This window comes from Cognaticolwellia mytili, from assembly GCF_002104475.1.
Classification (GTDB): Bacteria; Pseudomonadota; Gammaproteobacteria; order Enterobacterales; family Alteromonadaceae; genus Cognaticolwellia; species Cognaticolwellia mytili.
In genome coordinates this window covers 165,134-191,149 of sequence record NZ_NBOF01000006.1, presented here as the reverse complement: position 1 = coordinate 191,149, position 26,016 = coordinate 165,134, and the positions used below count along the sequence as shown (strand labels likewise).

At 39.8% G+C, this 26,016-nt stretch carries 36 protein-coding genes and 1 tRNA gene; 34 read left to right on the top strand and 3 right to left on the bottom strand.

Going from position 1 to position 26,016, the window contains the following annotated elements; all coding sequences use genetic code 11:
- Window positions 1-730: 730 nt before the first annotated feature.
- Together B7C41_RS20460 and B7C41_RS20700 are read left to right on the top strand one after the other, a co-directional pair.
- Window positions 731-1,036, top strand: coding sequence for a hypothetical protein (locus B7C41_RS20460; RefSeq protein WP_235839777.1), 306 nt, complete (start codon window positions 731-733; stop codon window positions 1,034-1,036).
- Between the two features lie 186 nt (window positions 1,037-1,222).
- A complete protein-coding gene (locus B7C41_RS20700; RefSeq protein WP_407919564.1) occupies window positions 1,223-1,399 on the top strand; it encodes a hypothetical protein in 177 nt (58 codons plus the stop codon).
- A 640-nt stretch (window positions 1,400-2,039) separates the two neighbouring features.
- Here B7C41_RS20700 and fusA read toward each other — a convergent pair.
- Window positions 2,040-4,145, bottom strand: a complete 2,106-nt coding sequence (gene fusA, locus B7C41_RS18520; RefSeq protein WP_085300462.1) for an elongation factor G — start codon at window positions 4,143-4,145, stop codon at window positions 2,040-2,042.
- A 584-nt stretch (window positions 4,146-4,729) separates the two neighbouring features.
- Between fusA and rpsJ the strand changes: the two genes are divergently transcribed.
- The 30 genes from rpsJ to B7C41_RS18370 all read left to right on the top strand — a co-directional run bounded on the left by rpsJ (window position 4,730) and on the right by B7C41_RS18370 (window position 20,956).
- A complete protein-coding gene (rpsJ, locus tag B7C41_RS18515) occupies window positions 4,730-5,041 on the top strand; it encodes a 30S ribosomal protein S10 (protein WP_070375080.1) in 312 nt (103 codons plus the stop codon).
- Between the two features lie 13 nt (window positions 5,042-5,054).
- Window positions 5,055-5,693 (top strand): 50S ribosomal protein L3, encoded by a 639-nt coding sequence (rplC, locus tag B7C41_RS18510; RefSeq protein ID WP_085300461.1) that lies wholly within the window; start codon window positions 5,055-5,057, stop codon window positions 5,691-5,693.
- Between the two features lie 16 nt (window positions 5,694-5,709).
- Window positions 5,710-6,315 (top strand): 50S ribosomal protein L4, encoded by a 606-nt coding sequence (gene rplD, locus B7C41_RS18505; protein ID WP_085300460.1) that lies wholly within the window; start codon window positions 5,710-5,712, stop codon window positions 6,313-6,315.
- Window positions 6,312-6,614 (top strand): 50S ribosomal protein L23, encoded by a 303-nt coding sequence (rplW, locus tag B7C41_RS18500; RefSeq protein ID WP_085300459.1) that lies wholly within the window; start codon window positions 6,312-6,314, stop codon window positions 6,612-6,614. The genes rplD and rplW overlap by 4 nt, the downstream gene beginning before the upstream one ends.
- A 12-nt stretch (window positions 6,615-6,626) precedes the next feature.
- On the top strand, window positions 6,627-7,451 hold the full coding sequence (rplB, locus tag B7C41_RS18495; protein ID WP_085300458.1) for a 50S ribosomal protein L2: 825 nt from the start codon (window positions 6,627-6,629) through the stop codon (window positions 7,449-7,451).
- 25 nt (window positions 7,452-7,476) lie between these two features.
- Window positions 7,477-7,752: a 30S ribosomal protein S19 gene (gene rpsS, locus B7C41_RS18490; RefSeq protein ID WP_081151044.1), complete on the top strand. Its 276-nt coding sequence runs from the start codon at window positions 7,477-7,479 to the stop codon at window positions 7,750-7,752.
- A gap of 11 nt (window positions 7,753-7,763) precedes the next feature.
- Window positions 7,764-8,096 carry a 50S ribosomal protein L22 gene (gene rplV, locus B7C41_RS18485; RefSeq protein ID WP_085300457.1) on the top strand — a complete coding sequence of 111 codons (333 nt, stop codon included), beginning with the start codon at window positions 7,764-7,766 and terminating at the stop codon, window positions 8,094-8,096.
- An 11-nt stretch (window positions 8,097-8,107) separates the two neighbouring features.
- Window positions 8,108-8,803 carry a 30S ribosomal protein S3 gene (gene rpsC / locus B7C41_RS18480; protein ID WP_085300456.1) on the top strand — a complete coding sequence of 232 codons (696 nt, stop codon included), beginning with the start codon at window positions 8,108-8,110 and terminating at the stop codon, window positions 8,801-8,803.
- 10 nt (window positions 8,804-8,813) lie between these two features.
- A complete protein-coding gene (gene rplP, locus B7C41_RS18475; protein WP_085300455.1) occupies window positions 8,814-9,227 on the top strand; it encodes a 50S ribosomal protein L16 in 414 nt (137 codons plus the stop codon).
- Window positions 9,227-9,418 carry a 50S ribosomal protein L29 gene (rpmC, locus tag B7C41_RS18470; RefSeq protein ID WP_085300454.1) on the top strand — a complete coding sequence of 64 codons (192 nt, stop codon included), beginning with the start codon at window positions 9,227-9,229 and terminating at the stop codon, window positions 9,416-9,418. The genes rplP and rpmC overlap by 1 nt, the downstream gene beginning before the upstream one ends.
- Window positions 9,418-9,669 carry a 30S ribosomal protein S17 gene (rpsQ, locus tag B7C41_RS18465; protein ID WP_085300453.1) on the top strand — a complete coding sequence of 84 codons (252 nt, stop codon included), beginning with the start codon at window positions 9,418-9,420 and terminating at the stop codon, window positions 9,667-9,669. The genes rpmC and rpsQ overlap by 1 nt, the downstream gene beginning before the upstream one ends.
- A 430-nt stretch (window positions 9,670-10,099) precedes the next feature.
- Window positions 10,100-10,468 (top strand): 50S ribosomal protein L14, encoded by a 369-nt coding sequence (rplN, locus tag B7C41_RS18460; RefSeq protein ID WP_070375069.1) that lies wholly within the window; start codon window positions 10,100-10,102, stop codon window positions 10,466-10,468.
- Window positions 10,469-10,480: 12 nt separating this feature from the next.
- Window positions 10,481-10,795: a 50S ribosomal protein L24 gene (rplX, locus tag B7C41_RS18455; RefSeq protein ID WP_085300452.1), complete on the top strand. Its 315-nt coding sequence runs from the start codon at window positions 10,481-10,483 to the stop codon at window positions 10,793-10,795.
- Between the two features lie 12 nt (window positions 10,796-10,807).
- Window positions 10,808-11,353: a 50S ribosomal protein L5 gene (gene rplE, locus B7C41_RS18450; RefSeq protein ID WP_085300451.1), complete on the top strand. Its 546-nt coding sequence runs from the start codon at window positions 10,808-10,810 to the stop codon at window positions 11,351-11,353.
- Between the two features lie 4 nt (window positions 11,354-11,357).
- Window positions 11,358-11,663 carry a 30S ribosomal protein S14 gene (gene rpsN / locus B7C41_RS18445; protein WP_085300450.1) on the top strand — a complete coding sequence of 102 codons (306 nt, stop codon included), beginning with the start codon at window positions 11,358-11,360 and terminating at the stop codon, window positions 11,661-11,663.
- 19 nt (window positions 11,664-11,682) lie between these two features.
- Window positions 11,683-12,072 carry a 30S ribosomal protein S8 gene (gene rpsH / locus B7C41_RS18440; protein ID WP_143764475.1) on the top strand — a complete coding sequence of 130 codons (390 nt, stop codon included), beginning with the start codon at window positions 11,683-11,685 and terminating at the stop codon, window positions 12,070-12,072.
- A gap of 12 nt (window positions 12,073-12,084) precedes the next feature.
- Complete coding sequence (rplF, locus tag B7C41_RS18435; protein ID WP_085300448.1) at window positions 12,085-12,618, top strand: 50S ribosomal protein L6; 534 nt, start codon at window positions 12,085-12,087, stop codon at window positions 12,616-12,618.
- Window positions 12,619-12,627: 9 nt separating this feature from the next.
- Window positions 12,628-12,981, top strand: coding sequence for a 50S ribosomal protein L18 (rplR, locus tag B7C41_RS18430; protein ID WP_085300447.1), 354 nt, complete (start codon window positions 12,628-12,630; stop codon window positions 12,979-12,981).
- Window positions 12,982-12,990: 9 nt separating this feature from the next.
- On the top strand, window positions 12,991-13,500 hold the full coding sequence (gene rpsE / locus B7C41_RS18425) for a 30S ribosomal protein S5 (protein WP_077287471.1): 510 nt from the start codon (window positions 12,991-12,993) through the stop codon (window positions 13,498-13,500).
- A gap of 6 nt (window positions 13,501-13,506) precedes the next feature.
- Window positions 13,507-13,686 (top strand): 50S ribosomal protein L30, encoded by a 180-nt coding sequence (rpmD, locus tag B7C41_RS18420; protein ID WP_085300446.1) that lies wholly within the window; start codon window positions 13,507-13,509, stop codon window positions 13,684-13,686.
- A 2-nt stretch (window positions 13,687-13,688) separates the two neighbouring features.
- Window positions 13,689-14,123 carry a 50S ribosomal protein L15 gene (gene rplO, locus B7C41_RS18415; protein WP_085300445.1) on the top strand — a complete coding sequence of 145 codons (435 nt, stop codon included), beginning with the start codon at window positions 13,689-13,691 and terminating at the stop codon, window positions 14,121-14,123.
- 7 nt (window positions 14,124-14,130) lie between these two features.
- Window positions 14,131-15,456, top strand: coding sequence for a preprotein translocase subunit SecY (secY, locus tag B7C41_RS18410; RefSeq protein ID WP_085300444.1), 1,326 nt, complete (start codon window positions 14,131-14,133; stop codon window positions 15,454-15,456).
- A gap of 28 nt (window positions 15,457-15,484) precedes the next feature.
- Entirely contained in the window at window positions 15,485-15,598 is a 114-nt protein-coding gene (gene rpmJ / locus B7C41_RS18405; protein WP_077287462.1) for a 50S ribosomal protein L36, read from the top strand.
- A 155-nt stretch (window positions 15,599-15,753) separates the two neighbouring features.
- Window positions 15,754-16,110: a 30S ribosomal protein S13 gene (rpsM, locus tag B7C41_RS18400; RefSeq protein ID WP_081151060.1), complete on the top strand. Its 357-nt coding sequence runs from the start codon at window positions 15,754-15,756 to the stop codon at window positions 16,108-16,110.
- A 13-nt stretch (window positions 16,111-16,123) separates the two neighbouring features.
- Window positions 16,124-16,513: a 30S ribosomal protein S11 gene (gene rpsK, locus B7C41_RS18395; RefSeq protein ID WP_085300443.1), complete on the top strand. Its 390-nt coding sequence runs from the start codon at window positions 16,124-16,126 to the stop codon at window positions 16,511-16,513.
- A gap of 33 nt (window positions 16,514-16,546) precedes the next feature.
- The gene (gene rpsD, locus B7C41_RS18390; RefSeq protein WP_077287458.1) at window positions 16,547-17,167 is read left to right on the top strand and encodes a 30S ribosomal protein S4; all 621 of its coding nucleotides are present in this window, start codon (window positions 16,547-16,549) and stop codon (window positions 17,165-17,167) included.
- A 24-nt stretch (window positions 17,168-17,191) separates the two neighbouring features.
- A complete protein-coding gene (locus tag B7C41_RS18385; protein WP_085300442.1) occupies window positions 17,192-18,181 on the top strand; it encodes a DNA-directed RNA polymerase subunit alpha in 990 nt (329 codons plus the stop codon).
- Window positions 18,182-18,224: 43 nt separating this feature from the next.
- Window positions 18,225-18,632, top strand: coding sequence for a 50S ribosomal protein L17 (rplQ, locus tag B7C41_RS18380; RefSeq protein WP_085300441.1), 408 nt, complete (start codon window positions 18,225-18,227; stop codon window positions 18,630-18,632).
- A 153-nt stretch (window positions 18,633-18,785) separates the two neighbouring features.
- Window positions 18,786-19,685 (top strand): phosphoribulokinase, encoded by a 900-nt coding sequence (locus B7C41_RS18375; RefSeq protein WP_085300440.1) that lies wholly within the window; start codon window positions 18,786-18,788, stop codon window positions 19,683-19,685.
- Window positions 19,686-19,708: 23 nt separating this feature from the next.
- Window positions 19,709-20,956 (top strand): hypothetical protein, encoded by a 1,248-nt coding sequence (locus tag B7C41_RS18370; RefSeq protein ID WP_085300439.1) that lies wholly within the window; start codon window positions 19,709-19,711, stop codon window positions 20,954-20,956.
- A gap of 37 nt (window positions 20,957-20,993) precedes the next feature.
- Here B7C41_RS18370 and B7C41_RS18365 read toward each other — a convergent pair whose 3' ends face one another.
- Window positions 20,994-21,398, bottom strand: coding sequence for an OsmC family protein (locus tag B7C41_RS18365; RefSeq protein ID WP_085300438.1), 405 nt, complete (start codon window positions 21,396-21,398; stop codon window positions 20,994-20,996).
- Between the two features lie 179 nt (window positions 21,399-21,577).
- Window positions 21,578-21,654 (bottom strand) — tRNA-Arg (locus tag B7C41_RS18360).
- A 326-nt stretch (window positions 21,655-21,980) separates the two neighbouring features.
- Between B7C41_RS18360 and B7C41_RS18355 the strand changes: the two genes are divergently transcribed.
- Window positions 21,981-22,973, top strand: a complete 993-nt coding sequence (locus B7C41_RS18355) for an efflux RND transporter periplasmic adaptor subunit (protein ID WP_158089163.1) — start codon at window positions 21,981-21,983, stop codon at window positions 22,971-22,973.
- A gap of 5 nt (window positions 22,974-22,978) precedes the next feature.
- Window positions 22,979-26,011 carry an efflux RND transporter permease subunit gene (locus B7C41_RS18350; RefSeq protein ID WP_085300436.1) on the top strand — a complete coding sequence of 1,011 codons (3,033 nt, stop codon included), beginning with the start codon at window positions 22,979-22,981 and terminating at the stop codon, window positions 26,009-26,011.
- The last annotated feature ends 5 nt before the right edge of the window (window positions 26,012-26,016 follow it).

Below are 26,016 nucleotides of genomic sequence, written 5' to 3'. Positions count from 1 at the left end.
GATGCTTCGGCATCCTTTTTTAATAACTAAAGTTTAATTAGGTTATACCGCGGCTGTTGCATCTACTCTTACCTTAAAGTATGCATGGACTCATGCTCTTTTGAGAAAAGGTTGATTTTAGTTCTCACGAGAACTTAGATAAAAAGGATGCTTCGGCATCCTTTTTTAATGACTAAAATTCAATCAGGCTACGACCACTGGTGTTGTATCGGCTCTTGCCTTAAAGACTGCATGGATTCGTTCTCTTTTGAAAAAAGGTCGATTTTAATTCTCAAGAGAACTTAGATGAAAAGGGTGTTTTGGCATCTTTTTTTAATGGTTAAAAATTTAGTCAGGTTATACCGCGGCTGTTGTATTTACTCTTACCTTGAAGTATGCATGGATTCATGCTCTTTTGAGAGAAGGTTGGTTTTAGTTCTCAGGAGAACTTAGATAAAGTGGATGCTTCGACACCTTTCTTGTTGTCGAGGGGTTGGTGGTGAAGTCTGGATATATTATAAAGAAGACGGTTTCTATTCTAAAATTTTAATCAGGAGGAATAGGGTAGTTGCACTGTTATTCAGGAAATCTAATTATTATTTAGTTCAATATGCATATTATAATGGATGCCATATATTAGTAGTCATACTTACAGTATCTAAGTTTTATAATGAAATTTCCAAAATTAAAATACAGCATACTTTTGTTCTGCACATTGTTGTCATGTTTAACAGTCGCTAAAGAAGTTTTGATGGCGTTTAGTCAAGAAATTCCGCCTTACATATTCCAGAAAAACGATAGGGGTATTGAGATAGATATTATTTCCGCAGCGTTGGCTTATAAAGGTCATACGCTAAAACCGCTATATTTTCCTTTAGGTCGTATTCCCATAGCTTTTACTAATAAACTAGTTGACGCGGCAATGGGTGACATGGGCGTAAACCTAGAAACTAACGGGGGATTCTATGCTGATCCTGCGGTGATCTATAACAATGTTTTTATTACTATGAAAAGCAGAAAAATTATTATAGAAAAGCCTAGTGATTTGGATCAGTAAACCGTTGTATCTTTTCAAGGAGCTGAAAAAAGATATCAAAAATGGTTAAGAAAAGTAAAAGATGAAAAAAGATTTTATGGTATTAGCGACCAATTAGCCCAAGTGAAACTACTGAACTTTGGCCGATATGATGTGGTATTGAGTGACCGTTATATTTTCAAATACTTTGTTAAACAGATGATGCTAATGAACGCTCTAGAAATAAATGAAGTCGATGAGCATATATTTAACATCACTAACCTAGAGGATTATCGCCCAGTTTTTAGAGATAAAAGAGTTAGAGATGACTTTAATTTAGGACTGAAAAAAATCAAAGAAAATAGAACGTTTCAAAAAATATATGATAATTACATGGAGCCGTAACCTTGCTACTTTATAATGGCTATAATCAAGCCTAACCATAGTCGTTGTTTAGGGTTTTATTTCTTTGGGGACGGAAGTGGAGGTAACTAGCTGTGACCGCCCTTATGTCCTTTCTTTATATTTGTTACGGTTAGATAAGCAATAACGTCACAGGCTAAAGTTTTTTAGATTCTATTATTTGATATGTTGTTGGTGTACTGACAACATTCAAGGGACGGAGCACCCTTGTTGCATCCATATAGCTAGAGCTGGAGTATATATTTCAGTTTTTCATACCTGCCTAACGCTTGTCCCTGCGCGACGTCAGTTCCAATGATTTTTGGCTGTCACCGGTAAATTGCTAGAAAATTTATATTTAATGCTGAGAAGGGAATTGGCTAAAGTTGCGCTGTTCATTTTCATAACTAGAACGAATTTTGAATTATTCAATAATGTTGTCATTGTAGATATTTGAATAGCTATTTTGTATCAATGCAGAAAACTGCAGGAAAATGACATTGATAAGTTACTTACACTGAAAGTATAAGAAGTGGTTGTTTATTCATGATTGAATAATTGCCAACAAGAGTTATAAGCTAAATTGAAGACATAAAAAAGGATGCCGAAGCATCCTTTTTAAAAACATTAAAAAGTAGTTAGATTACTTTTTAGCTTTAGCTTTTGCTGCTGCTAATTCTTTTACTTCAGCAATAACGGCTTCTGCTACGTTATTTGGACATGGAGAGTAGTGGCTAAATTCCATTGAGAATTGACCACGACCTGATGTCATTGTACGTAACGATCCGATGTAACCGAACATTTCAGAAAGAGGTACGTCAGCTTTAATACGAACACCAGAAACACCAGCGTCTTGACCGCCGATCATGCCACGACGACGGTTTAAATCACCAATAACATCACCAACGTGATCATCAGGCGTAAACACATCAACTTTCATGATAGGTTCGATTAACTGAGCACCAGCTTTTGGAATTGACTGACGGAATGCACCACGAGCAGCAAGTTCAAAGGCAACAGCAGATGAATCAACCGCGTGGAAGCCACCGTCGTATAATTCAACTTCAACGTCTAATACAGGGAAACCAGCAAGAGTACCAGTATCCATCATACCCTTGAAACCTTTCTCGATAGCCGGGAAGAATTCTTTAGGAACATTACCACCAACAACTTTTGATGAGAATGTGAAACCTGAGTTTGGCTCACCTGGACGGATGATGTAATCAATTTTACCAAATTGACCAGAACCACCAGATTGTTTCTTATGTGTGTAGCTATCATCAATTTCTTGCGTAATAGTTTCACGGTAAGCAACCTGTGGTTTACCAACTGCTAATTCAACACCGTAAGTACGTTTAAGGATATCTACTTTGATGTCTAAGTGAAGCTCACCCATACCAGATAAGATTGTTTCACCTGAATCTTCATCAGTTTCAACTTTAAACGTAGGATCTTCAGCAACCATTTTACCAATTGCGATACCCATTTTCTCAGTTGAACCTTTATCTTTTGGTGTTACTGAAATTGAAATTACAGGCTTAGGGAATACCATTGCTTCTAAAACAATTGGGTCTTTAGGATCACATAAAGTATGACCTGTTTGAACGCCACTCTTCATACCAACAATCGCGATGATATCACCGGCTTGTGCTGAAGTTAGTTCGTTACGATCATCGGCTTGCATTTCACACATACGACCAACACGCTCAGTTTTACCTGTTGCAGCGTTAAGAATGGTATCGCCTTTCTTCAATGTACCTGAGTAGATACGTACGAAAGTTAATGTACCAAAACGGTCATCAGTGATTTTGAATGCTAACGCTTTAAATGTTTCATCAGCAGAAACGATTGCGTGTGCACCAGTAGGCTCACCTTCTTCATCAGTAAGTGGTTGAGCATCAACTTCTGTTGGTGAAGGCAAGTAATCAACAACAGCGTCAAGAATATTTTGAACACCTTTGTTTTTAAATGCAGAACCACAGTAAGTTGGGAAAAAGTCCATAGTACGTGTACCTTTACGGATACAACGCTTGATGTCTTCCATTGAAGGTTCAGTACCTTCTTCTAGATATGCTTCGAAAAGCTCATCATCTTGCTCAAGAGCAGTTTCAAGAAGCATTTCACGGTATTCTTCTACTTGATCAACCATGTCCGCAGGAACATCAGTGATTTCAAAGTTTTCTGGAAGACCAGTGTCATCCCATACCCAAGCTTTACGGGTAAGAAGGTCAACAACACCAACAAATTCATCTTCAGTACCAATTGGCAACACCATAACAAGTGGGTTAGCACCTAATACGTCTTTAGTCTGCTTAACAACACGGTAAAAATCAGCACCTAAACGGTCTAATTTGTTAACAAAGATAATACGGGCAACTTCTGAGTCATTCGCATAACGCCAGTTAGTTTCTGATTGCGGTTCAACACCACCAGAACCACAGAATACACCAACACCACCATCAAGTACTTTAAGTGAACGGTAAACTTCAACTGTGAAATCAACGTGACCAGGAGTATCAATAACGTTGAAACGGTGATCGTTCCAAAAACAGCTTACTGCAGCAGACTGGATAGTAATACCGCGCTCAGCTTCTTGTTCCATGAAGTCAGTTGTAGACTCACCATCATGTACTTCACCAGTTTTATGGATCTGACCAGTTAATTTAAGGATACGCTCAGTTGTTGTTGTTTTACCAGCATCAACGTGAGCGAAGATACCAATATTTCTGTATTTGGATAAATCTGCCATTACTTTACTCTATTTAATTGAATCACTAAAAAAGTGGAATTGTTGAAAATTTGCGCGCGAGTATACCATTACTCAACAAGGATCGACATAAAAAATTATTGAAGTTTACAAATTTGATAAAAAAACAAGCAAAAAAGTAGCTTATCGACTTAATAGTAAGTGAGAACTGCATATTTTTTGAAATTCTAATAGCTCAATTCTTCTGCTTATATATAGGTGTAGGCTGTTATAAATTGTAAAAGTGTAGTGAATAAGATTTAAAGGTAATTATGAACACTTAACTGTGAAATCATATTCGAATACCTAGTTAAGGCTAAGCGTAGTTATTGCATAATTTACTCTAAGTTAGTGTATCTTCCGTGTGTTAATATAATAGTTGAAATTATCATCTGTCTCTGTATAATACGCCTCCACGTCGAGTTAGTCTCTTCGTGTTTATTAGTTATCGTATTAGTTTTAAATTAATAGTTAACGCACACAGCAACTCCGATTTGGAGTTGAATGTTATAGCGATACTCCCCCCTTTTACATAAAAAAGGTGATGGGCTGTATTTTGTTGTTCTTTAAAATGGGGATTTGTCTTAATGTCAAATCAAAGAATTCGCATTCGTTTGAAAGCGTTCGATCATCGTTTGATTGATCAATCAACAGCTGAAATCGTTGATACTGCAAAACGTACTGGCGCACAGGTTCGTGGTCCAATTCCACTTCCTACTCGCAAAGAACGTTTTACTATCTTGACTTCACCACACGTTAACAAAGATGCACGTGATCAGTACGAAATTCGTACTCACAAACGCATGATTGATATCGTAGAGCCAACTGAGAAGACTGTAGACGCATTAATGCGTTTAGATCTTGCAGCTGGTGTTGACGTTCAAATTAGCTTGGGTTAATAGGAGTTTTAACATGACTATAGGTCTAGTTGGACGTAAAGTGGGTATGACTCGCATCTTCTCTGAAGATGGTGTTTCTACTCCTGTTACAGTCCTAGAAGTTGAAGCGAACCGTATTGCTCAGGTTAAAACTGTTGACAATGATGGTTATTCAGCGCTTCAAGTTACTACGGGTAGCAAAAAAGCTAATCGTACTAACAAGCCAACAGCCGGACATTTTGCTAAAGCTGGTATCGAAGCAGGTCGTGGCCTGTGGGAATTCCGCTTAAATGCAAATGAAGGCGAAGGTCTTGAAGCTGGCAGTGAAATCACTGTTGAGCTATTCAATGACACGAAACTAGTGGATGTTACTGGCACCTCAAAAGGTAAAGGTTTCCAAGGTGGTATTAAACGTTGGAATTTTTCAATGCAAGATGCAACTCATGGTAACTCACTATCTCACCGTTCAAACGGTTCGATAGGTATGTGTCAAACACCAGGTCGTGTTTTTAAAGGTAAAAAAATGTCTGGTCACATGGGTGCTGCGAAAGTTACTACGCAAAACCTTGAATTGGTTCGTGTCGATGCAGAACGTAACTTGCTCCTTATTAAAGGTGCAGTTCCGGGTGCTATCAACGGCAATGTAATCATCAAGCCAGCTGTTAAAGCCTAGTCCAAGGAGATTTGTGATGGAATTAGCATTAAAAGACGCTTCAGGCGCTCTTGAAGTTTCTGAAGCAACCTTTGGACTTGAGTTTAATGAAGCTTTAGTACACCAAGTAGTAGTTGCATACGCAGCTGGTGCTCGTGCAGGTACTCGTGCTCAAAAAACTCGTTCAGAAGTTAGCGGCGGTGGCGCAAAACCATGGCGTCAAAAAGGTACTGGCCGTGCACGTGCTGGTACAAGTCGTGGTCCAATCTGGCGTACAGGTGGCGTAACATTCGCTGCTAAGCCACAGGATCACAGCCAAAAAGTAAACCGTAAAATGTACCGTGGTGCGATCAAAAGCATCCTTTCTGAGTTAGTTCGTCAAGAACGCTTAGTAGTGGTAGAAAATTTTGCAGTTGAAACACCAAAAACTAAAGAGTTAGTAGCTAAACTAAACGGTTTGGAGTTAAAAGACGTATTAATCGTTACTCCAGAAGTTGATGAGAACTTGTTCTTATCAGCACGTAACTTATACAAAGTTGACGTTCGTGACGTAGATGGTATTGACCCTGTTAGCTTGGTTGGTTTCGAAAAAGTTTTGATGACTGCGTCTGCAGTTAAACAACTTGAGGAGATGTTAGGATGATAAACGACGAACGTTTACTGAAAGTGCTTTTAGCACCAAACATTTCTGAGAAAAGCACTATGGCTGCTGAAGCAAACAACACTGTTGTTTTCAAAGTTGCTACTACTGCTACTAAAGCTGAAATCAAAGCTGCTGTTGAGAAACTTTTCGAAGTTTCAGTTGACGGTGTTCGCACATTAAATGTTAAAGGTAAAGTGAAACGTACTGGTGCTCGTTTTGGTCGCAGAAGCGATTGGAAAAAAGCATACGTTACTCTTGCTGAAGGCAGCGACATCGACTTCGTCGGCGCGGAATCATAGGAGTTTACGAAAATGGCTATAGTTAAATGTAAACCTACTTCTCCGGGTCGTCGCCACGTTGTTAAAGTGGTAAACGCGGAGTTGCATAAAGGTAAGCCTTACGCACCATTATTAGACACTAAGTCTAAGTCTGGTGGTCGTAACAATACTGGTCGTATTACAGTTCGTCACGTTGGTGGTGGTCACAAGCACCATTACCGCATGGTTGACTTTAAACGCAATAAAGATGGTATCCCTGCAAAAGTTGAGCGTTTGGAATATGATCCAAACCGTAGTGCAAACATTGCACTAGTACTTTACGCAGATGGTGAACGTCGTTACATCTTAGCCCCTAAAGGCTTAAAAGCTGGAGATTCAATCCAGTCTGGTGTAGATGCTCCTATCAAAGCGGGTAACACTTTACCACTTCGCAACACGCCATTAGGTAGTGTTGTACACGCAATCGAACTTAAACCAGGTAAAGGTGCTCAAATCGCACGTGCTGCTGGTACTTACGCTCAGCTAGTTGCGAAAGACGGTGCTTATGTCACTTTACGTCTTCGCAGCGGCGAAATGCGCAAAATTGAGTCAGATTGTCGTGCTACTTTAGGTGAAATCGGTAACGCTGAACACATGCTTCGCTCTTTGGGTAAAGCTGGTGCTTCACGCTGGCGTGGTGTTCGCCCAACTGTTCGTGGTGTTGCCATGAACCCAGTTGATCACCCACACGGTGGTGGTGAAGGTAAAACATCAGGCGGTCGTCATCCGGTATCACCTTGGGGTGTACCAACTAAGGGTTACAAGACTCGTTCTAACAAGCGTACCGATAAATTTATCGTACGTCGTCGTACTAAATAGTACTCATAATTAAAGAGGAATCACCATGCCACGTTCTCTCAAGAAAGGTCCATTTATAGACCTACACTTGTTGACGAAGGTAGAGACAGCGGTGGAAAGCGGGAATAAAAAGCCAATTAAGACTTGGTCCCGTCGTTCAATGATCATCCCTACGATGATCGGATTGACCATCGCCGTCCATAATGGCCGTCAACACGTACCTGTATTTGTAACTGATGAAATGATCGGTCACAAACTAGGTGAATTTGCACCAACTCGTACTTACCGTGGCCATGTCGCGGATAAGAAAGCGAAGAGATAGGGAAAATTATAATGGAAGCTAAAGCTATACATAAATTTGCCCGCGGTTCTGCTCAAAAAGCACGTTTAGTTGTGGATCAAATCCGCGGCTTACATGTTGAAAAAGCACTTGAAATTTTAACTTTCAGCAACAAATCTGCTGCAGTTTTAGTTAAAAAAGTACTTGATTCAGCAATTGCTAATGCTGAGCACAACGAAGGTGCAGACATTGATGAGCTAATCGTTAAAACTATTACAGTTGACGATGGTCCAACAATGAAGCGTATCATGCCACGTGCGAAAGGCCGCGCCGATCGCATTATTAAGCGTACAAGCCACATTACTGTGATTGTATCTGATAGTTAGGAGATATTAGTATGGGTCAAAAAGTACATCCAAACGGTATACGCCTAGGTATCACGAAACCTTTCGCGTCTACATGGTTTGCTAGCACTAAAGATTTTGCAGATAATTTACACGGTGACCATTTGGTTCGTGAATATTTAACTGAAAAACTTAAACGTGCTTCGTTATCAAAAATTGTAATTGAACGTCCAGCTAAATCTATCCGCGTTACAATTCACACGGCTCGTCCGGGTGTTGTAATCGGTAAGAAAGGCGAAGATGTAGAAAAGTTACGTTTAGCGGTTTCTAAAATTGCTGGTGTTCCTGCTCAAATCAACATTGCTGAAGTACGTAAGCCAGAGATGGATTCGCAGCTTGTTGCCGACAGTATCGCTAGCCAATTAGAGCGTCGTGTAATGTTCCGTCGTGCTATGAAACGTGCAGTACAAAACGCTATGCGTTTAGGTGCTAAGGGTATCAAAGTTCAAGTTAGTGGTCGTTTAGGCGGTGCAGATATTGCTCGTGCTGAATGGTACCGTGAAGGTCGTGTTCCATTACACACTTTACGTGCTGACATTGATTACTCAATTGCGCGTGCTGATACCACTTATGGTGTTATTGGTATCAAAGTATGGATCTTTAAAGGTGAAGTAATTGGCAAAATGCCATTACAAGTAGAGCAACCAGCTGCTAAGCCTAAAAGAAAAACTAACCGTAAACCTAAGTAGGAGCTAAGTAATGTTACAACCAAAACGTACTAAATTCCGTAAGCAATTTAAACTGCGTAACCGCGGTCTTGCACATGTAGGTAGTTCAGTTAGCTTCGGTACTTTCGGGTTGAAATCAATGGAACGTGGTCGTATGACTGCGCGTCAAATTGAAGCGGCTCGTCGAGCAATGACTCGTCACGTGAAGCGTCAAGGTAAAATTTGGATACGCGTATTCCCTGATAAGCCAATTACCAAAAAACCTCTTGAGGTTCGTATGGGTAAAGGTAAAGGTTCAGTGGAATATTGGGTATGTCAAATTCTTCCTGGTCGTGTTCTTTATGAAATGGAAGGTGTTTCGGAAGAGATTGCTCGTGAAGCATTTGCTTTAGCAGCAGCTAAACTTCCTTTCAAAACTACTTTCGTAACTAGAACGGTGATGTAATGAAAGCAAGCGAATTGAAAGAAAAAAGCATTGAAGAGTTAAATGCAGAATTACTAAGCTTACTACGCGAGCAGTTTAACTACCGCATGCAAGCAAGCACTGGTCAATTAGCACAAACTCATTTGCTAAGAACAGTACGTCGCAATATTGCACGTGTTAAGACTATCATAACTGAAAAGGCAGGTAAGTAATGAGCGAAGCTAAAATTCGTACACTACAAGGTCGTGTTATCAGTGATAAAATGGATAAGTCTATCACTGTATTAATTGAACGACGTGTAAAGCACCCAATCTACGGTAAGTTTATGACGCGTTCAACTAAGTTGAAAGCGCATGATGAAACTAACCAATGTGCAGCTGGTGATTTAGTATCTATTCGTGAATGTGCACCAATTTCTAAGAGTAAATCTTGGACTTTGGTTGCTGTATTAGAAAAAGCTTAATCGCTGACGCTAATTCACAATAAGTACTTTGATAAGGCTCTGCTTCGGCAGGGCCTTTTTATTTTCTACGATAAAATATTTAGTACTCCCCTTATATAGCAGTACGTTTTGCTGTTACTGCACATTAAAAAAAAATTCAATTCTCAGTTCAGAAATTTAATAATACCCCCGCCATTGATTTATCACTTTTTAACCTCATCTCTATGATTCTACTTATTTAAGTAGTGCAGGGTGGCAAGTTAAGTTGTCATGTGAGAGCCCAAATGCCTAATAGTGGTTATTTTTTAGCTAAATAAAGTATCACTTTTTAATAACTGGTGTTATAATCTCGCGCCCTCTCATTGTGAGTGGGATTTAGAAGGCAGTGACGGGTCAAATTTCTGGCCTTGAATTTAATCTTTTATAAGATAATTTAGCGGAGACATATTAAATGATCCAAATGCAATCACAATTGAACGTAGCTGATAACAGCGGCGCTCGACGTGTACAATGTATAAAGGTTCTTGGTGGTTCGCACCGTCGCTACGCACGCATTGGTGACATCATTAAAATTGCAGTGAAGGAATCAAATCCTCGCGGCAAAGTTAAAAAAGGTGATGTTCTTACTGCAGTAGTGGTGCGCACTAAGAAAGGTGTTCGTCGTTCTGATGGTTCTACTATCCGTTTCGATGAAAACGCGGCTGTAATGTTAAATGCTAACTTACAACCAATTGGTACTCGTATTTTCGGTCCTGTGACTCGTGAACTTCGTAATGAAAAATTCATGAAAATTGTTTCACTTGCACCAGAAGTACTTTAAGGAGTAACGATAATGGCATCTAAGATTCGTCGTGATGATGAAGTAATCGTACTTGCAGGCAAAGACAAGGGAAAAACTGGTAAAGTTACCAAAGTTCTTGTTGAAGAAGGCAAAGTATTTGTTGAAGGTATTAACTTAATCAAAAAGCACACTAAGCCTGTACCTCAGTTACAGCAGCCTGGTGGGATTGTTGAAAAAGAAGCACCTTTACATGTTTCCAACATTGCAATTGTTAACCCAGCTAATGGGAAAGCAGATCGTGTTGGTTTTAGAGATGAAGACGGCAAAAAAGTTCGTTTTTTCAAATCTAATAACGAATTAATATAATTGGAGTAAACGATGGCGAAACTGCATGATTTTTACAAAGATACAATTGTTGCAGAGCTTCAAAAGAAGTTTGAATACAAAAGTGTCATGCAAGTCCCTCGGATTGAAAAGATCACCCTTAACATGGGTGTTGGTGAAGCTATTGCTGATAAAAAAGTACTAGAACATGCCACAAATGATCTTACTGCAATCTCAGGTCAAAAACCTGTTACGACTGTAGCACGCAAATCAGTAGCGGGCTTTAAGATTCGTGAAGGGTACCCTATTGGTACAAAAGTAACTCTACGTGGCGAACGTATGTGGGAATTTTTAGAGCGTCTTATCTCTATTTCTATTCCTCGTATCCGCGATTTCCGTGGCTTGAATCCTAAGTCATTCGATGGTCGTGGTAACTACAGCATGGGCGTACGTGAGCAGATCATTTTCCCTGAAATCGATTACGATAAAATCGATAAAATTCGCGGAATGGATATCACTATCACTACAAGTGCGAAGGACAACGAAGAAGGTCATGCATTATTGACTGCCTTCAACTTCCCATTTAAGAAGAAGGTGTAGAGTTATGGCTAAAACGTCAATGAAAGCTCGTGAAGCTAAAAGAACCAAATTAGTTGCTCAATATGCTGAAAAGCGTAGTGCACTAAAAGCTATCATCTCCGGTGTAGATTCTTCTGAAGAAGAACGCTGGGATGCAGTATTGAAACTTCAAGCATTACCTCGTGATTCGAGCAGTAGTCGTCAACGTAACCGTTGTAACATTACTGGCCGTCCACATGGTTACTTACGTAAATTCGGTTTAAGCCGTATTAAATTACGTGAAACTATGATGCGCGGTGAAGTTCCAGGTCTTAAGAAAGCTAGTTGGTAATTCACGGGAGTAAATGGTTATGATGACTGATCCTATCGCGGACATGTTTACACGCATCCGCAACGGTCAATCTGCAGCAAAGACTGCAGTTACAATGCCATCTTCAAAGGTTAAAGTTGCACTTGCCAACTTGCTTAAAGAAGAAGGTTACATTTCAGAATTTTCAGTTGTTGAAGGTGCTAAACCTGAACTAACTGTTGAATTGAAATATTTTGAAGGTAAAGAAGTAATTGAAGTGATCAAACGTGTTTCACGTCCAGGTCTTCGCGTATACAAAGGAGCTCAAGAGCTTCCTAAAGTATTAGCAGGCATGGGTATCGCTATTATTTCTACTTCTAAAGGTCTTATGACTGATCGCGCCGCTCGCAATGCGGGTCTTGGCGGTGAAGTTCTTGGTTTCGTAGAGTAAAGGAGCAGAATTATGTCTCGTGTTGCAAAAGCACCTGTCGCAATCCCTGCTGGCGTTACTATTACGTTATCAGGTCAAGACATTAAAGTTAAAGGTCCAATTGGCGAATTATCTCACACGATCCATAGCGACGTTGTTGTTTCTCAAGAAGAAAACAACATCATCACTACAATCGTTGCTGATGTTAAAGGCGCTTGGGCTCAAGCCGGTACAGTACGCTCTTTAATCAATAATATGGTTGAAGGTGTTAGTAAGGGTTTTGAAAAGAAATTGTTGTTAAACGGTGTTGGTTACCGTGCTAAAGCTGCTGGTAAGTCTTTGAACTTATCTTTAGGTTTTTCACACCCAGTTGACCACGCAATTCCTGAAGGAATTACCGTTGAAACTCCTAGCCAAACTGAAATCACGCTGAAAGGCGCTGACAAGCAGTTAGTTGGTCAAACCGCAGCGAACATTCGTGCATATCGTAAACCTGAGCCTTATAAAGGTAAAGGGATTCGTTATAGCGATGAGAATGTACGTCGTAAAGAAGCTAAGAAAAAGTAGGGTAATACGATGGATAAGAAAACATCTCGTTTGCGCCGCGCTAAACGCGCTCGTGCAAAAATTAGCGAGCTGGGTGCGAATCGTTTAGTCGTACACCGTACTCCTCGCCATATTTACGCGCAATTGATCGCTCCAACTGGTTCTGAAGTAATCGCATCAGCGTCTACTTTAGACAAAGAAGTTAGTGCTCAGTTAGAGAAAACAGGTAACGTTGAAGCAGCTACGGCTGTAGGTAAAGCAATTGCAGAACGTGCAGTAGCTAAAGGCATCTCTAAAGTTGCTTTTGACCGTTCAGGTTTCCGTTACCATGGTCGCGTGAAAGCGTTAGCAGATGCAGCTCGTGAAGCTGGTCTTCAGTTTTAGGGGTTGATAATGGCTAATCATAATCAAGAAAACTCACAACAAAGTGATATGGCTGAAAAGCTAATCGCAGTTAACCGCGTATCAAAAGTGGTTAAAGGTGGTCGTATTTTCAGTTTCACAGCACTAACAGTAGTTGGTGATGGCGCTGGTCGCGTTGGTTTTGGTTACGGTAAAGCACGTGAAGTGCCTGCTGCAATCCAAAAAGCAATGGAAAAAGCACGTCGTAACTTAGTAACCGTTGATTTGAAGGGTACTACTCTTCAGCATGCTATCAAAGGCAAGCACTCTGGTTCTAAAGTTTACATGCAACCAGCTTCTGAAGGTACAGGTATCATCGCCGGTGGCGCGATGCGTGCAGTACTAGAAGTTGCAGGCGTACAGAACGTATTGTCAAAAGCATACGGTTCTACCAACCCAATCAACGTAGTTCGCGCTACTGTTTCTGCTCTTGCGAATATGCATTCGCCTGAAGCTGTTGCAGCTAAACGTGGCAAAAGCGTTTCAGACATTTTGGGGTAATTGAGCATGGCTAAAACAGTTAGAATAACTCAGTTAAAAAGTTCTATCGGTCGTTTACCGAAGCATAGAGCTACATTAAAAGGTCTTGGTTTACGTCGTATCCGTCATACAGTAGAGTTAGAAGATACTCCCGCTGTACGTGGTATGATCAATCAAGTATCTTATATGATTAAGGTGGAGGATTAATAATGCATTTAAATACTTTATCTCCTGCACCAGGTGCTAAGAAAGCCAAGAAACGCTGTGGTCGTGGTATTGGTTCTGGCATAGGCAAAACAGGTGGTCGTGGTCACAAAGGTCAGAAGTCTCGTTCTGGCGGTAGTGTACGTCCTGGTTTCGAAGGTGGTCAAATGCCATTGAAACAACGTTTACCTAAGTTTGGTTTCACGTCACGTAAATCTTTAGTTCGCGCTGAAGTACGTTTACATGAGCTAAACAACATCACTGGTGATGTTGTCGATATCTTTGCCCTTAAAGATGCTAACTTAATCACACGTAACATTGTGTCTGTGAAAATCATGCTTTCTGGTGAAATCACACGTCCACTTACTGTTCGTGGTTTAAGTGTTACTAAAGGCGCTCGTGCAGCTATTGAAGCAGCAGGCGGAAAAATCGAGGAATAGTACGGTTATGGCTACACCAGGAATGGATAATAAAGCGCAAGGCGGTTTGTCTGAGCTTAAACAAAGATTGTGGTTTGTATTCGGCGCACTTATTGTGTTTCGTTTAGGATCATTTGTGCCAATCCCTGGTATTGACGCCGCTGTATTAGCTCAGTTGTTCGATCAACAAAAGGGCACCATTGTAGAAATGTTTAACATGTTCTCTGGTGGTGCACTTGAGCGAGCCTCAGTATTGGCACTTGGTATTATGCCGTACATCTCAGCTTCAATTATTATGCAATTGCTTACTGTGGTTCATCCCGCAATGGCAGAGCTTAAAAAAGAAGGTGAAGCTGGACGTCGTAAGATCAGCCAATACACCCGCTACGGCACTTTAGTTCTAGCGACTGTACAATCAATTGCAATAGCAAAAAGTTTACCAGGAATGATGCCAGGTCTAGTAATGGACGCAGGTTTCGGGTTCTACTTTGCTGCGGTAGTGAGTTTGGTTACTGGTACCATGTTTTTAATGTGGTTAGGTGAGCAAATTACTGAACGTGGTATTGGTAACGGTATTTCTATTTTGATATTTGCAGGTATTGTTGCTGGTATGCCGTCAGCTGTTGGTCAAACAGCAGAAGCGGCGCGTCAAGGTGAATTGCACTTATTAGTATTATTGCTAATTGGCGTAATTATATTTGCTACAACTTTCTTTGTAGTATTTGTGGAACGTGGTCAACGACGTATCGTTGTTAATTACGCGAAGCGTCAGCAAGGCCGTAAGGTGTTTGCCGCGCAAAGTACACATTTACCACTTAAAGTAAATATGGCAGGTGTTATTCCACCAATTTTCGCTTCAAGTATTATCTTGTTCCCAGGCACGCTTGCGAGCTGGTTCGGACAAGGTGACGGTATGGTTGCTGATTTCCTACAAGAAGTATCTCTTGCTATTTCTCCAGGACAGCCGCTTTATGTAATGTTACTTGCTGCAGCGATAATATTTTTCTGTTTCTTTTACACGGCTCTTGTTTTCAATCCGCGTGAAACTGCAGATAACCTTAAGAAATCTGGTGCGTTTATTCCTGGGATTCGTCCTGGTGAACAAACGTCAAAATATATTGATAAAGTAATGACACGTTTAACCTTAGTTGGTGCGATGTATATTACCTTTATCTGTTTGGTACCTCAGTTTATTATCATGGCATGGGACGTTAATTTTTATTTTGGCGGCACATCACTACTAATTATAGTAGTTGTGATAATGGACTTTATGGCACAAGTACAAACACATTTGATGTCTCATCAATATGACAATGTACTTAAAAAAGCAAACCTTAAGGGCTACGGTCGTTAGACTGAGTCATTAGGTAACGGAGTATAAAATGAAAGTACGTGCATCCGTAAAAAAGATTTGTCGTAACTGTAAAGTTGTTAAACGTGCTGGTGTTGTTCGCGTAATCTGTGAAGAGCCAAAGCATAAACAACGTCAAGGTTAGTAATAACCTAAGTAACAGCTAGATCTTTTAGAAGTGGTATTATGCCGATAACTCTGTATAATGCCGCTTCGATTTACAAAGAAATGCGGCTGGTTGAGTATCCTAACGGGCTTTTCAACTGGTAAATTTTAATTTAAAAATAGGAGATGTGTTTAGTGGCCCGTATCGCTGGCATTAACATCCCTGATCGTAAGCATGCAGTAATAGCCATTACTGCGATCTTCGGTATCGGAGCAACACGTGCGAAAGCAATTTGTGTAGCTACTGGTATTGCAGAGTCAACTAAGATCAGTGAATTGGACGAAGCTCAAATTGATTTGCTTCGTGCAGAAGTGGATAAATACACCGTTGAAGGTGATTTACGCCGTGAAGTTTCAATGAACATTAAACGTCTTATGGATTTAGGTTGTTACCGTGGTATTCGCCACCGTCGCAGTCTTCCTCTACGTGGTCAACGCACTAAAACTAATGCGCGCACCCGTAAAGGTCCTCGTAAGCCAATTAAGAAGTAAGAGGAACTAGACAATGGCTAAAACACCAGTTAAAACGCGTAAGCGCGTTAAAAAACAAGTTGCTGATGGCATGGCTCATATCCATGCATCTTTCAACAACACAATCGTGACTCTTACAGATCGTCAAGGTAATGCTTTATCTTGGGCAACTGCAGGTGGTTCAGGTTTCCGTGGTTCACGTAAATCTACTCCATTCGCTGCACAGGTTGCTGCTGATCGTGCTGGTAAAACTGCACAAGAGTTTGGTTTGAAGAATATTGAAGTGTTCGTTAAAGGTCCAGGTCCAGGTCGTGAATCTGCTATCCGTGCCTTAAATGCTGCTGGTTTTAAAATCACCAACATTACTGACGTTACACCTATTCCTCATAATGGTTGTCGTCCTCCTAAGAAACGTCGCGTTTAATCGCTATTTTTTAGGAATGTTGGAGAAAGTAAAATGGCAAGATATTTAGGTCCTAAGTTAAAGCTTAGCCGTCGCGAAGGTACAGATTTGTTCCTTAAAAGCGGTGTTAGAGCAATTGACACTAAATGTAAAATCGAAACTATTCCAGGTCAACATGGCGCCCGTCGCGGTCGTTTGTCTGATTACGGTATTCAGCTTCGTGAAAAACAAAAAGTTCGTCGTATATATGGCGTTCTAGAAAAACAATTCCGCAACTACTATAAAGAAGCGGCTCGTCTAAAAGGCAATACAGGTGAAAACTTGTTGCAACTTTTAGAGAAACGTCTTGACAACGTAGTATACCGTATGGGCTATGCAAGCACTCGTGCTGAAGCTCGTCAACTAGTTAGCCATAAAGCTATCGTAGTTAACGGTGTTGTTGTTAATATTCCATCTTTCACTGTTAAAGCCGAAGATGTAGTTTCTGTACGTGAAAAGTCTAAAACTCAAGCGCGTATTATCGCTGCTTTAGAATTAGCTGAGCAACGTGAGAAGCCAGTTTGGGTTGAAGTAGATAACAAGAAACTTGAAGGCGTTTTCAAACGTGTTCCTGATCGTTCTGACCTATCTGCCGAAATTAATGAACAGTTGATTGTTGAACTTTACTCTAAGTAAAGTTGCACTTTAAGAGAGGACATAATGCAGGGTTCTGTAACCGAATTCCTTAGACCACGATTGGTTGATATCGAAACTGTTAGTGCTACTCGTGCTAAAGTAACTTTAGAGCCATTAGAACGTGGTTTTGGTCACACTTTAGGTAATGCGTTACGCCGCATTCTTTTATCTTCAATGCCAGGTTGTGCTGTAACTGAAGTAGAAATTGATGGTGTACTTCATGAGTACAGCAGTAAAGAAGGTGTGCAAGAAGACATCATCGAAATACTGTTAAACCTTAAGGGACTAGCTATAAGTTTAGAAGGCAAAGATCAAGCTGTTCTTACCTTAACTAAGTCCGGTGAAGGCCCTGTAACGGCAGCCGATATCCAACATGATGGTGATGTAGAAATTGCAAATCCAGCACATGTAATCTGTCATTTGACAGGTGACGGCTCTATCAGTATGCGTATTAAAGTTGAAATGGGACGTGGTTATGTTCCAGCTTCAACTCGACGTGATGCCGAGGAAGAAGATCGCGCAATTGGACGTTTGTTAGTTGATGCTTCATTTAGTCCTGTTGTAAGAATTGCCTATGATGTTGATTCTGCACGTGTTGAACAACGTACAGATTTGGACAAATTGGTACTAGACATGGAAACTAACGGTACGTTAGATCCTGAAGAAGCAATTCGTCGTGCTTCAACAATTTTAGCTGAACAGCTAGATGCGTTTGTTGAGCTTCGTGATGTGACTGAAGTCGAACCAAAAGAGGAAAAACCACTGTTTGATCCTATTTTGCTTCGTCCTGTTGATGACCTTGAACTTACTGTTCGTTCAGCAAACTGTTTAAAAGCAGAAGCAATTCAATATATTGGCGATTTAGTACAGCGTGCTGAAGTTGAACTTCTTAAAACACCTAATTTAGGTAAGAAGTCTTTAACAGAAATCAAAGACGTTTTGGCGTCTCGTGGTTTGTCACTAGGCATGCGCCTAGAAAACTGGCCACCTGAAAGCATAGCTGATAACGACTAAGTCGATCATCGTTTTTTTTAATAGTTGAGATAAGGATTAACTTATGCGCCATCGTAAAAGCGGTCGCCAGTTAAACCGTAATAGCAGTCATCGCCAGGCGATGTTCCGCAATATGGCAAGTTCATTAGTAAAGCACGGTTTGATCAAAACTACCGTAGCTAAGGCTAAAGAACTACGTCGCGTTGTTGAGCCACTAATTACATTGGCCAAAACCGACAGTGTTGCAAATCGCCGTTTAGCGTTTGCTCGTACACAAGATAAAGAAGTAGTAGGTATTTTATTCAACGAACTTGGTGCTCGTTACCAAGAACGTCCAGGTGGTTACACTCGCATTTTAAAATGTGGTTTCCGTACTGGTGATAAAGCTCCTATGGCTTATGTTGAGCTTGTAGACCGCCCAGTAGTAGAAGATGCTGCTGAAGTTGTTGAAGAAGCTAGCGCAGAAGCATAATTTAGTAAACTACTAAATTCTTCTGACGGAATTGAAAGCGGAGCTTAGGCTCCGCTTTTTTGTGCCTGAAAATTATATGTAGCAGCTAAAAGCTTGACCCATCAAGTAATACCTCGTATAACAATTGTCCACCTATAGTAAGGCTGATACATAATGTCGTCACGTAATCCTATTATTGCTGTTACTGGTTCTTCCGGCGCTGGTACATCAACAACCATTGAGTCTTTTGAGCATATTTTTCGCTCGCTTGGTATTTCTTCTGCGACAGTTGAAGGGGATAGCTTTCATCGCTTCTCTCGACAAGAAATGGATTTGGAAAAGCGTAAAGCACGTGAAGAACAACGTAATGTTAGTTATTTTGGCGATGCTGCGAATGATTTTGATGCTTTAGAGAAACTCTTTAAAGATTACTCTGAAACGGGTAAGGGAAAAATGCGTCGATATCTTCATACCTTTGATGAAGCCGTACCATATAATCAAATGCCAGGAACTTTTACTCCATGGGAAGAACTAGGTGAAGGTACTGATTTATTATTTTACGAAGGTTTACATGGCGGTGTAGTAACCGAAAAAAATGACGTTGCGAAACATGTAGACCTACTGATTGGTATGGTGCCAATTGTCAATCTAGAATGGATACAGAAGATAATTCGTGATACCAACCAGCGTGGCCATAGCCGCGAAGCTGTGACGGCTAGTATTGTTAGAAGTATGGAAGATTATATCTCTTTTATTACGCCACAATTTTCACGAACGCATATTAATTTTCAACGAGTGCCTACGGTTGATACATCTAATCCATTTAGCGCGAAAGCGATACCAACCCTAGATGAAAGCTTTGTGGTTATTCGTTGTAGAGAGTCTAGTCATTTAGATTTTCCTTATTATCTAAGCATGATTGACGGTGCTTTTATGTCACGGATGAATACCTTAGTGGTGCCAGGCGGTAAAATGGGCTTAGCGATGGAGTTAATATTAACACCGTTAATAAAAGATATAATGTATAAAAAACGCGAAGCAAATAAACAACTAGATTGGATGAGTGACTTATAGGCATGCGCAGATGCCTTATCCAAATGTCATTTTATGTAATCGCTTTATGTGGGTTTTCAATATCTGCAGTAGCAGAAGACATTCTTTTTACCGAGATTGAAAAGCATGCGGACTTAGGCTGGACTGTTAGTTATCAGAGTAAAGAACCGATCAAAGCAGTGGTGTTTGCAAACTCGCCTGATGATAGTCGATTAAAGCGTTGGCTACCGATTTCTTCAGAGTTTAGCGTTAATTATATTAATGGTAAGGAGATCGCTACGCGTAAAGATGGCAAGCCGTTTTCTTTGGTGAGGTTTCAACTCACTCCTAGCTATATTCATTTACCAAAAAGTTATGCGCCATTTTCTCCATTCTCTGATGGTGGGATGCTAGTGCACAGTGGGCGTTTTTTCGCTTGCCCTAATATATGCTCAGGTAGCGAAAATATTTGGGCGATGGCTATTAAGGCACCTGTTGATGATACTATTATCGTAGGCAGTCAAACGTATTTAAAGAAAACATCTTGGTGGGATAAAAATGACGGTCAAAAGTTTTATATAGGCAAGCAGCGGTTAAATTATAATGAAGACTACATTAGTATTGTTGACGCCAAATTAACAAAAACTGTTGGTAGGCAGCTGGATACTATCTTACCTCGCATGATGTCATTTCTGGAGGCCACCTACGGAGTTATAGAAAATAAACCGATGTTATTTGCTTCATTTGGCGAAACCAGTGATGGTAGCTTTGGGCGTCAGGGCGGAGTTTTGCCTAATCAGGTTTTTATGCATTGGTACGGGGCTGCGACATATCACGAGCAGAATCCAGCAGCGACTTTATGGTTCTTTGCACATGAGGCGGCACACATGTACCAGAAAATGGCCGGCCAAGCAGTAACTCCCGTAGATAACTGGTTGCACGAAGGCCATGCGGAAATGATGGCAAAGAAAATCATGCTAAGCTTGGTGCCTCAGTACCAACACTTTGTTGAAGCAAAAGTAGCGCAAGCAAAGGGTAACTGTCTCGGTATTATGAAAAGCTCATCTTTACCAGAACAAGTTGAAGCAGGAAATTATCAAGCGCTTTATGATTGTGGTTTATATATCTATAGCTCTATTGAAATTGCGTATCCCAAAAAACATGGAACTGAAAGTTTATGGGTGGCCTTAATGGCACAAGCTAGAAATGGCGGTCAACTAGATAGCAATGAACTGTTATCACTAGCACAAGAGAAATATAGCTTATCAAAGAAGGATACGGACGATTTTAGAAGATTAATAGGGATAAACTAAGGGTTAGCCCTATTAATCTTAAAAGAGGGAAGATCGCCTATACTGCTTTCACTTCAAAGTCATGGGTTATATTGACAGATTTGTTCAGCATAAGTGCAACTGAGCAATATTTGTCGGCAGATAATTTCACTGCGCGTTCTACATGTTTTTCACTAATTTCGTTGCCTTCTATCACAAAGTGTAGATGTATATCAGAAAACAACTTAGGCACTGTATCAACACGTTTAGCTGTAATTTCGACTTTACAGCCTCTAATGTTTTGGCGTGCTTTTTCTAAAATGCTGACGACATCAACGGAAGAGCAAGCTCCTAAAGAAATTAATACATTTTCTAATGGACTTGGTGCTAAAGCTCCGCCATTTGCATCTAATACGATCGTGTGACCACTTTCTGATGTGCCCATAAATAACTCATCACCAACCCACTTTACTTCTGCTTTCATGAATAACTTCCTAAATCTGACAAGAGCTAATATTGTAGAGAATTGGCCTTATATTAGCTAGTGCTGATATATAAGTGTGTTTGAATAACTTTCGATAGGTAATTTCCAAGACAGAAAATTCTGCTCTACATGAAAGTTAAATTGATTTTTACTGTTTTTGATAAGTATTGTTAAGGAGGTGGCCCACCCGACAGGAATTGAACCTGTGACCACACGCTTCGGAGGCGTGTACTCTATCCAGCTGAGCTACGGGTGGTTATTTTATCTTCTAGATAATTTTACTAAGACAATATATTTAAATACTTTAAGCGCGGCAAATACTATAGATTATGCCCGATTATGTCTACACAGAATACCCGTTTTATTTGTCTTAAATGGCAATTTAACACTTTTTTTCACTATCTAAATGATATCTTTCTTTGAATTTCGGTAGTATTTAAGATATAGATTGATTTCAAGGCGATTTTATTAATTTATTGTTAAGGGGTAATGGGAAAAAGGTGTACTTTCAGCATGAAGATGCCTAAAGTAAAGACTATAATAAATCATTATTCTCAATACTCTATAAGTAAATACATAGCTATGAAACGACTTTTTACTGTACTTAATTTGTTGCTTATTTCAATCGCGAATATTGCTTTCGCTCAATCATATGATACTGAAGTGGTAGTAGCTGATTTTTACAGTGACACCATAGAACGTACAGGTAGGTTGGACTATAAACGTACTTTAAGTCTTGCTTTCAAAAGTAGTGGTTATTTAAGATTATTAAATATTGATGAAGGTGAACAGTTCACTAAAGGCCAATTACTGGCTTCCTTAGATGTAAGCGAATTGAAAGAAGATAAAAATGCTAACTATGCTCAGCTGTTACAAGCAAAGCGGGAAGTAAAACGTATAAGTCGTTTGATGGACAAGGAAATGGCGTCTGAGCGTGATATGGATAATGCAATGACGCAAGCTGAAGCTAGACGAGCTGCCTATCAAGTTTCTTACTATAATCTAGAGAAGGCACAAATATATGCACCATTTTCTGGTATTGTCTTAGCGCGAAATACCGAGCTAGGTGAGCTTCAATCTCCAGGAAACGAAGTACTAAAAATTGCTAAACTTGATTGGATTGTCAAAGTAGCACTCACGGGCCAAGAGGTTGGACAAGTTCAATTGGGGCAAAGTGTAAAAGTCACTTTAGATCACATGGCTACCATTGAGGGTTTTGTTAGTAAAATCCCTGCAATCGCTGAAAGCACCAGTAACTTATTTATTATCGAAATTTCATTGCCGAAAGCACCTGCTTTATCGAGAATGATTGCTGGACAATTAGCAGGTGTTGATATCGACTTTAAAAGTAGTAAATTTGTTTATAAGCTCCCTATAGGAGCACTTGTTGCTGTTGATGAAGCCGGAAAAGCAATTGTTATCGCTCAACCATCGGAAGGAGCTGATTTTGTTAAGCAAAGTTTTAGTATATTTCAGTTAGATAATGATTATGTATACTTAAGTGCAAGTCCTGACGATGCACCTCTAAAAGTTATGACTAAAGGCTGGCAAAATTTATTAGTGAGTGAGCAATAATAATTATGCGCCTTCCTAGCACAGCCATTAAAAACGCCCAATTCACTTTGACCATTGTTGTACTGTTAGTACTGGTAGGCATTGTTTCATATTTTCAGATGCCTCGTTCTGAAGACCCACAATTTGATATCCCTATTACGCTATTAGAAATTATATATCCGGGAGCATCACCTACGGATATTGAAAGCTTAGTTGTTGATCCTTTGGAAGAAGAGTTTGCGGATATTGAAGGAATAAAAAAAATTGAATCACAAATTAAGAATGGTGGCGCACGCATTGAGGTGACATTTTTATATGGTAGTGATCCCAACGCTGCATATAACGAAATTAAGCAAGCAGTTTCATCAGTAAAACCTACGTTGCCAGAAGGTGTACAAGATGTGTTGGTGTTAAAAGCTACACCAACCAGTGTTGCTATTATTCAATTGGCGCTATGGAGTGACTCAAGTAATTATAAGAGTATGGAGTTCCATGCGAAGCAGCTCGAAAAGAGAATAGAGGCAATAGAAGCAGTAAAAAAAGCAGATATATGGGGCTATCCTACGCAGGTTGTTGCCGTTGATTTAAACTTAAATATGTTAAAACATTATGGCATCAGCGTAACTACTATTAATAATATATTAAAGGGTCGTGCTATCAATATTACTCCCGGTTTTGTAGATGCCAATATTCGACGTTTTAATGTTAAAACTAGTGGAAATTTTCAACATATTGAAGAGCTAAATAATACTGTTGTATTTTCAGATAAAACATCCATTATTCGTTTAGCGGACGTAGCTCATGTATCGTTCTCCGATCGTGATCCAAGTTACTTAGCATACTACGACGGCAAGCCGGTAATATTTTTAACCGCCGAGCAACGTGCGCATACCAATATTTTCACACTGACAAAAGCCATTGAAAATGAAATTTCATCCTTTCAGGAGACGTTACCTGAAAGCATCAAAATAGCGACTTTATTTAAGCAGTCAGATGGCGTTGCAAACCGTGTTAATGGTTTTTTTGATAATTTATGGCAAGGATTAGTATTAGTTGGCATTATGTCGCTAATATTTCTCGGTGTGCGTGAAGCGCTTGTTGTTATTGTTGCTATACCTTTATCATTTCTAATTGCAATAGGTTGGCTTGATTTCGCAGGTTTTGGCTTGCAACAAATGTCAATTGTTGGACTAATTATCGCTCTAGGGTTATTGGTCGATAATGCAATTGTTGTTACCGAAAGTATTCATCGAGAAAAAGCTAACTTTCCGACATTAAGTGAAGCTGCGGCGGTTGGTACTAGTCGTGTAGGTTGGGCTATTAGTAGTGGTACGGTTACTACTATGTTAGCTTTTTTGCCTATGTTGATGTTAGCTAGTGATACTGGCGATTTTGTTCGCTCAATGCCAGTAACTGTGGTGCTAGTTTTGTTGGCGTCTTTACTCATAGCTTTAACTTTGACGCCCTTATTGGCGAGTAAGCTTTTTAGCAAAAAAACTTCAAAAATCAAAACGCTACAATATTATGCTAATGCATTTGCGGAACGATATTATGTCCGGTGGCTGCGCAAGTTGATGAATGCAAAGTTTATAGTTTTAACTGCTGCATTTATTGCGCTAATTGCCATGGCATCGCTCTTTGGCCAAGTTGGTTTGAGTTTATTTCCTAAAGCCGAAAAATCTATGTTGCTTATTGATGTTGAAACACCACCAAATTCATCGTTGGATTATACTAATAGTGTTATGCACTCAATGACAGGTTTTCTTAAAGAACAACCTGAAGTGGATAAAATAGCACTTAATGTCGGTAATTCAAATCCACGTATTTACTATAACGAAATACCTAAACGTGGTGTTGTTACTTATGGCCAAATACTACTTGTATTGAAAGAATATGATGAAGATAAAGTAAATACCTTAGTGGGCAATTTACGCACTGAATTTTCGCAGTGGCACCAAGCAAAAGTTACAGTAAAAGAATTTACTCAAGGACCAGTAACGGACCAGCCCATTACGGTAAGGCTGATCAGTGAATCATTGACTGACCTAGAGAAAGTTGCAGCAGATATACACAGCCATATGGCATCAATGTCAGGGGTCATTAACATAGATAACCCTATTGGAATTGCGAATACTGAATTAGCATTAGATATTGATTATGATAAAGCCGCATTATCGGGGATCGATGTACACAACTTAGATAATGTCATTCAAACGGCTCTTTCGGGCACATTTATCGGAAAGTTTAACGATAGTAATGGTGAAAACTATCCAATACTCGTACGTCGCCCAAAAAGTGATTTGGCAGGCCTTGCAGATATTACTATTGTTAATGACCAAGGAAAAAGTGTTCCATTGGGGCAATTTATCGATACAAAATTGCAGAAGGGAAGAACAGATTTTTTCCACTACCAAAAATTACGAATGGCGAGAGTTTCTGCAGATGCCGCACAAGGGTATTCAGTTCAAGTGCTAACTAGTGATATTGTTAATTATCTTGAAAATTATGAATTGCCAGCGGGTATGTATTATATTTTGGGTGGTGAGGAAGAAGCTCGACAAGAATCTTTTGCTGGGTTGTCTCAAATTATGTTGATAACGGCAATTGGCATCTTTGCCATTTTAGTGTTGCAGTTTAAATCATTCTTGCAGCCCTTAGTTATTTTTACATCTATTCCCTTTGCTATTGCTGGCGCGGTATTTGGTTTGTATCTAACAGGTTTATCATTCTCTATGATGGCGTTTATCGGTTTAATTAGTTTGTTTGGTATTGTGGTTAATAACGCGATTATTTTAATTGATACTACTAATAAAAATTTATTGATAAACAATGACAAAGAGCAAGCTATTTTGTTTGCCAGTGCAACTCGTTTTACACCAATATTATTAACAACAATAACAACCATTGGTGGCTTAATACCACTGACATTATTTGGTGGGAGCCTATGGCAACCTCTTGGAGTGGTTATTATTTCTGGCTTATGTATTTCTGCCATTGCCAGCTTTGTGATCGTTCCCATATTGACAGAGATTTTCACCAAAACAGCAGCTAACAAATAAAAAGA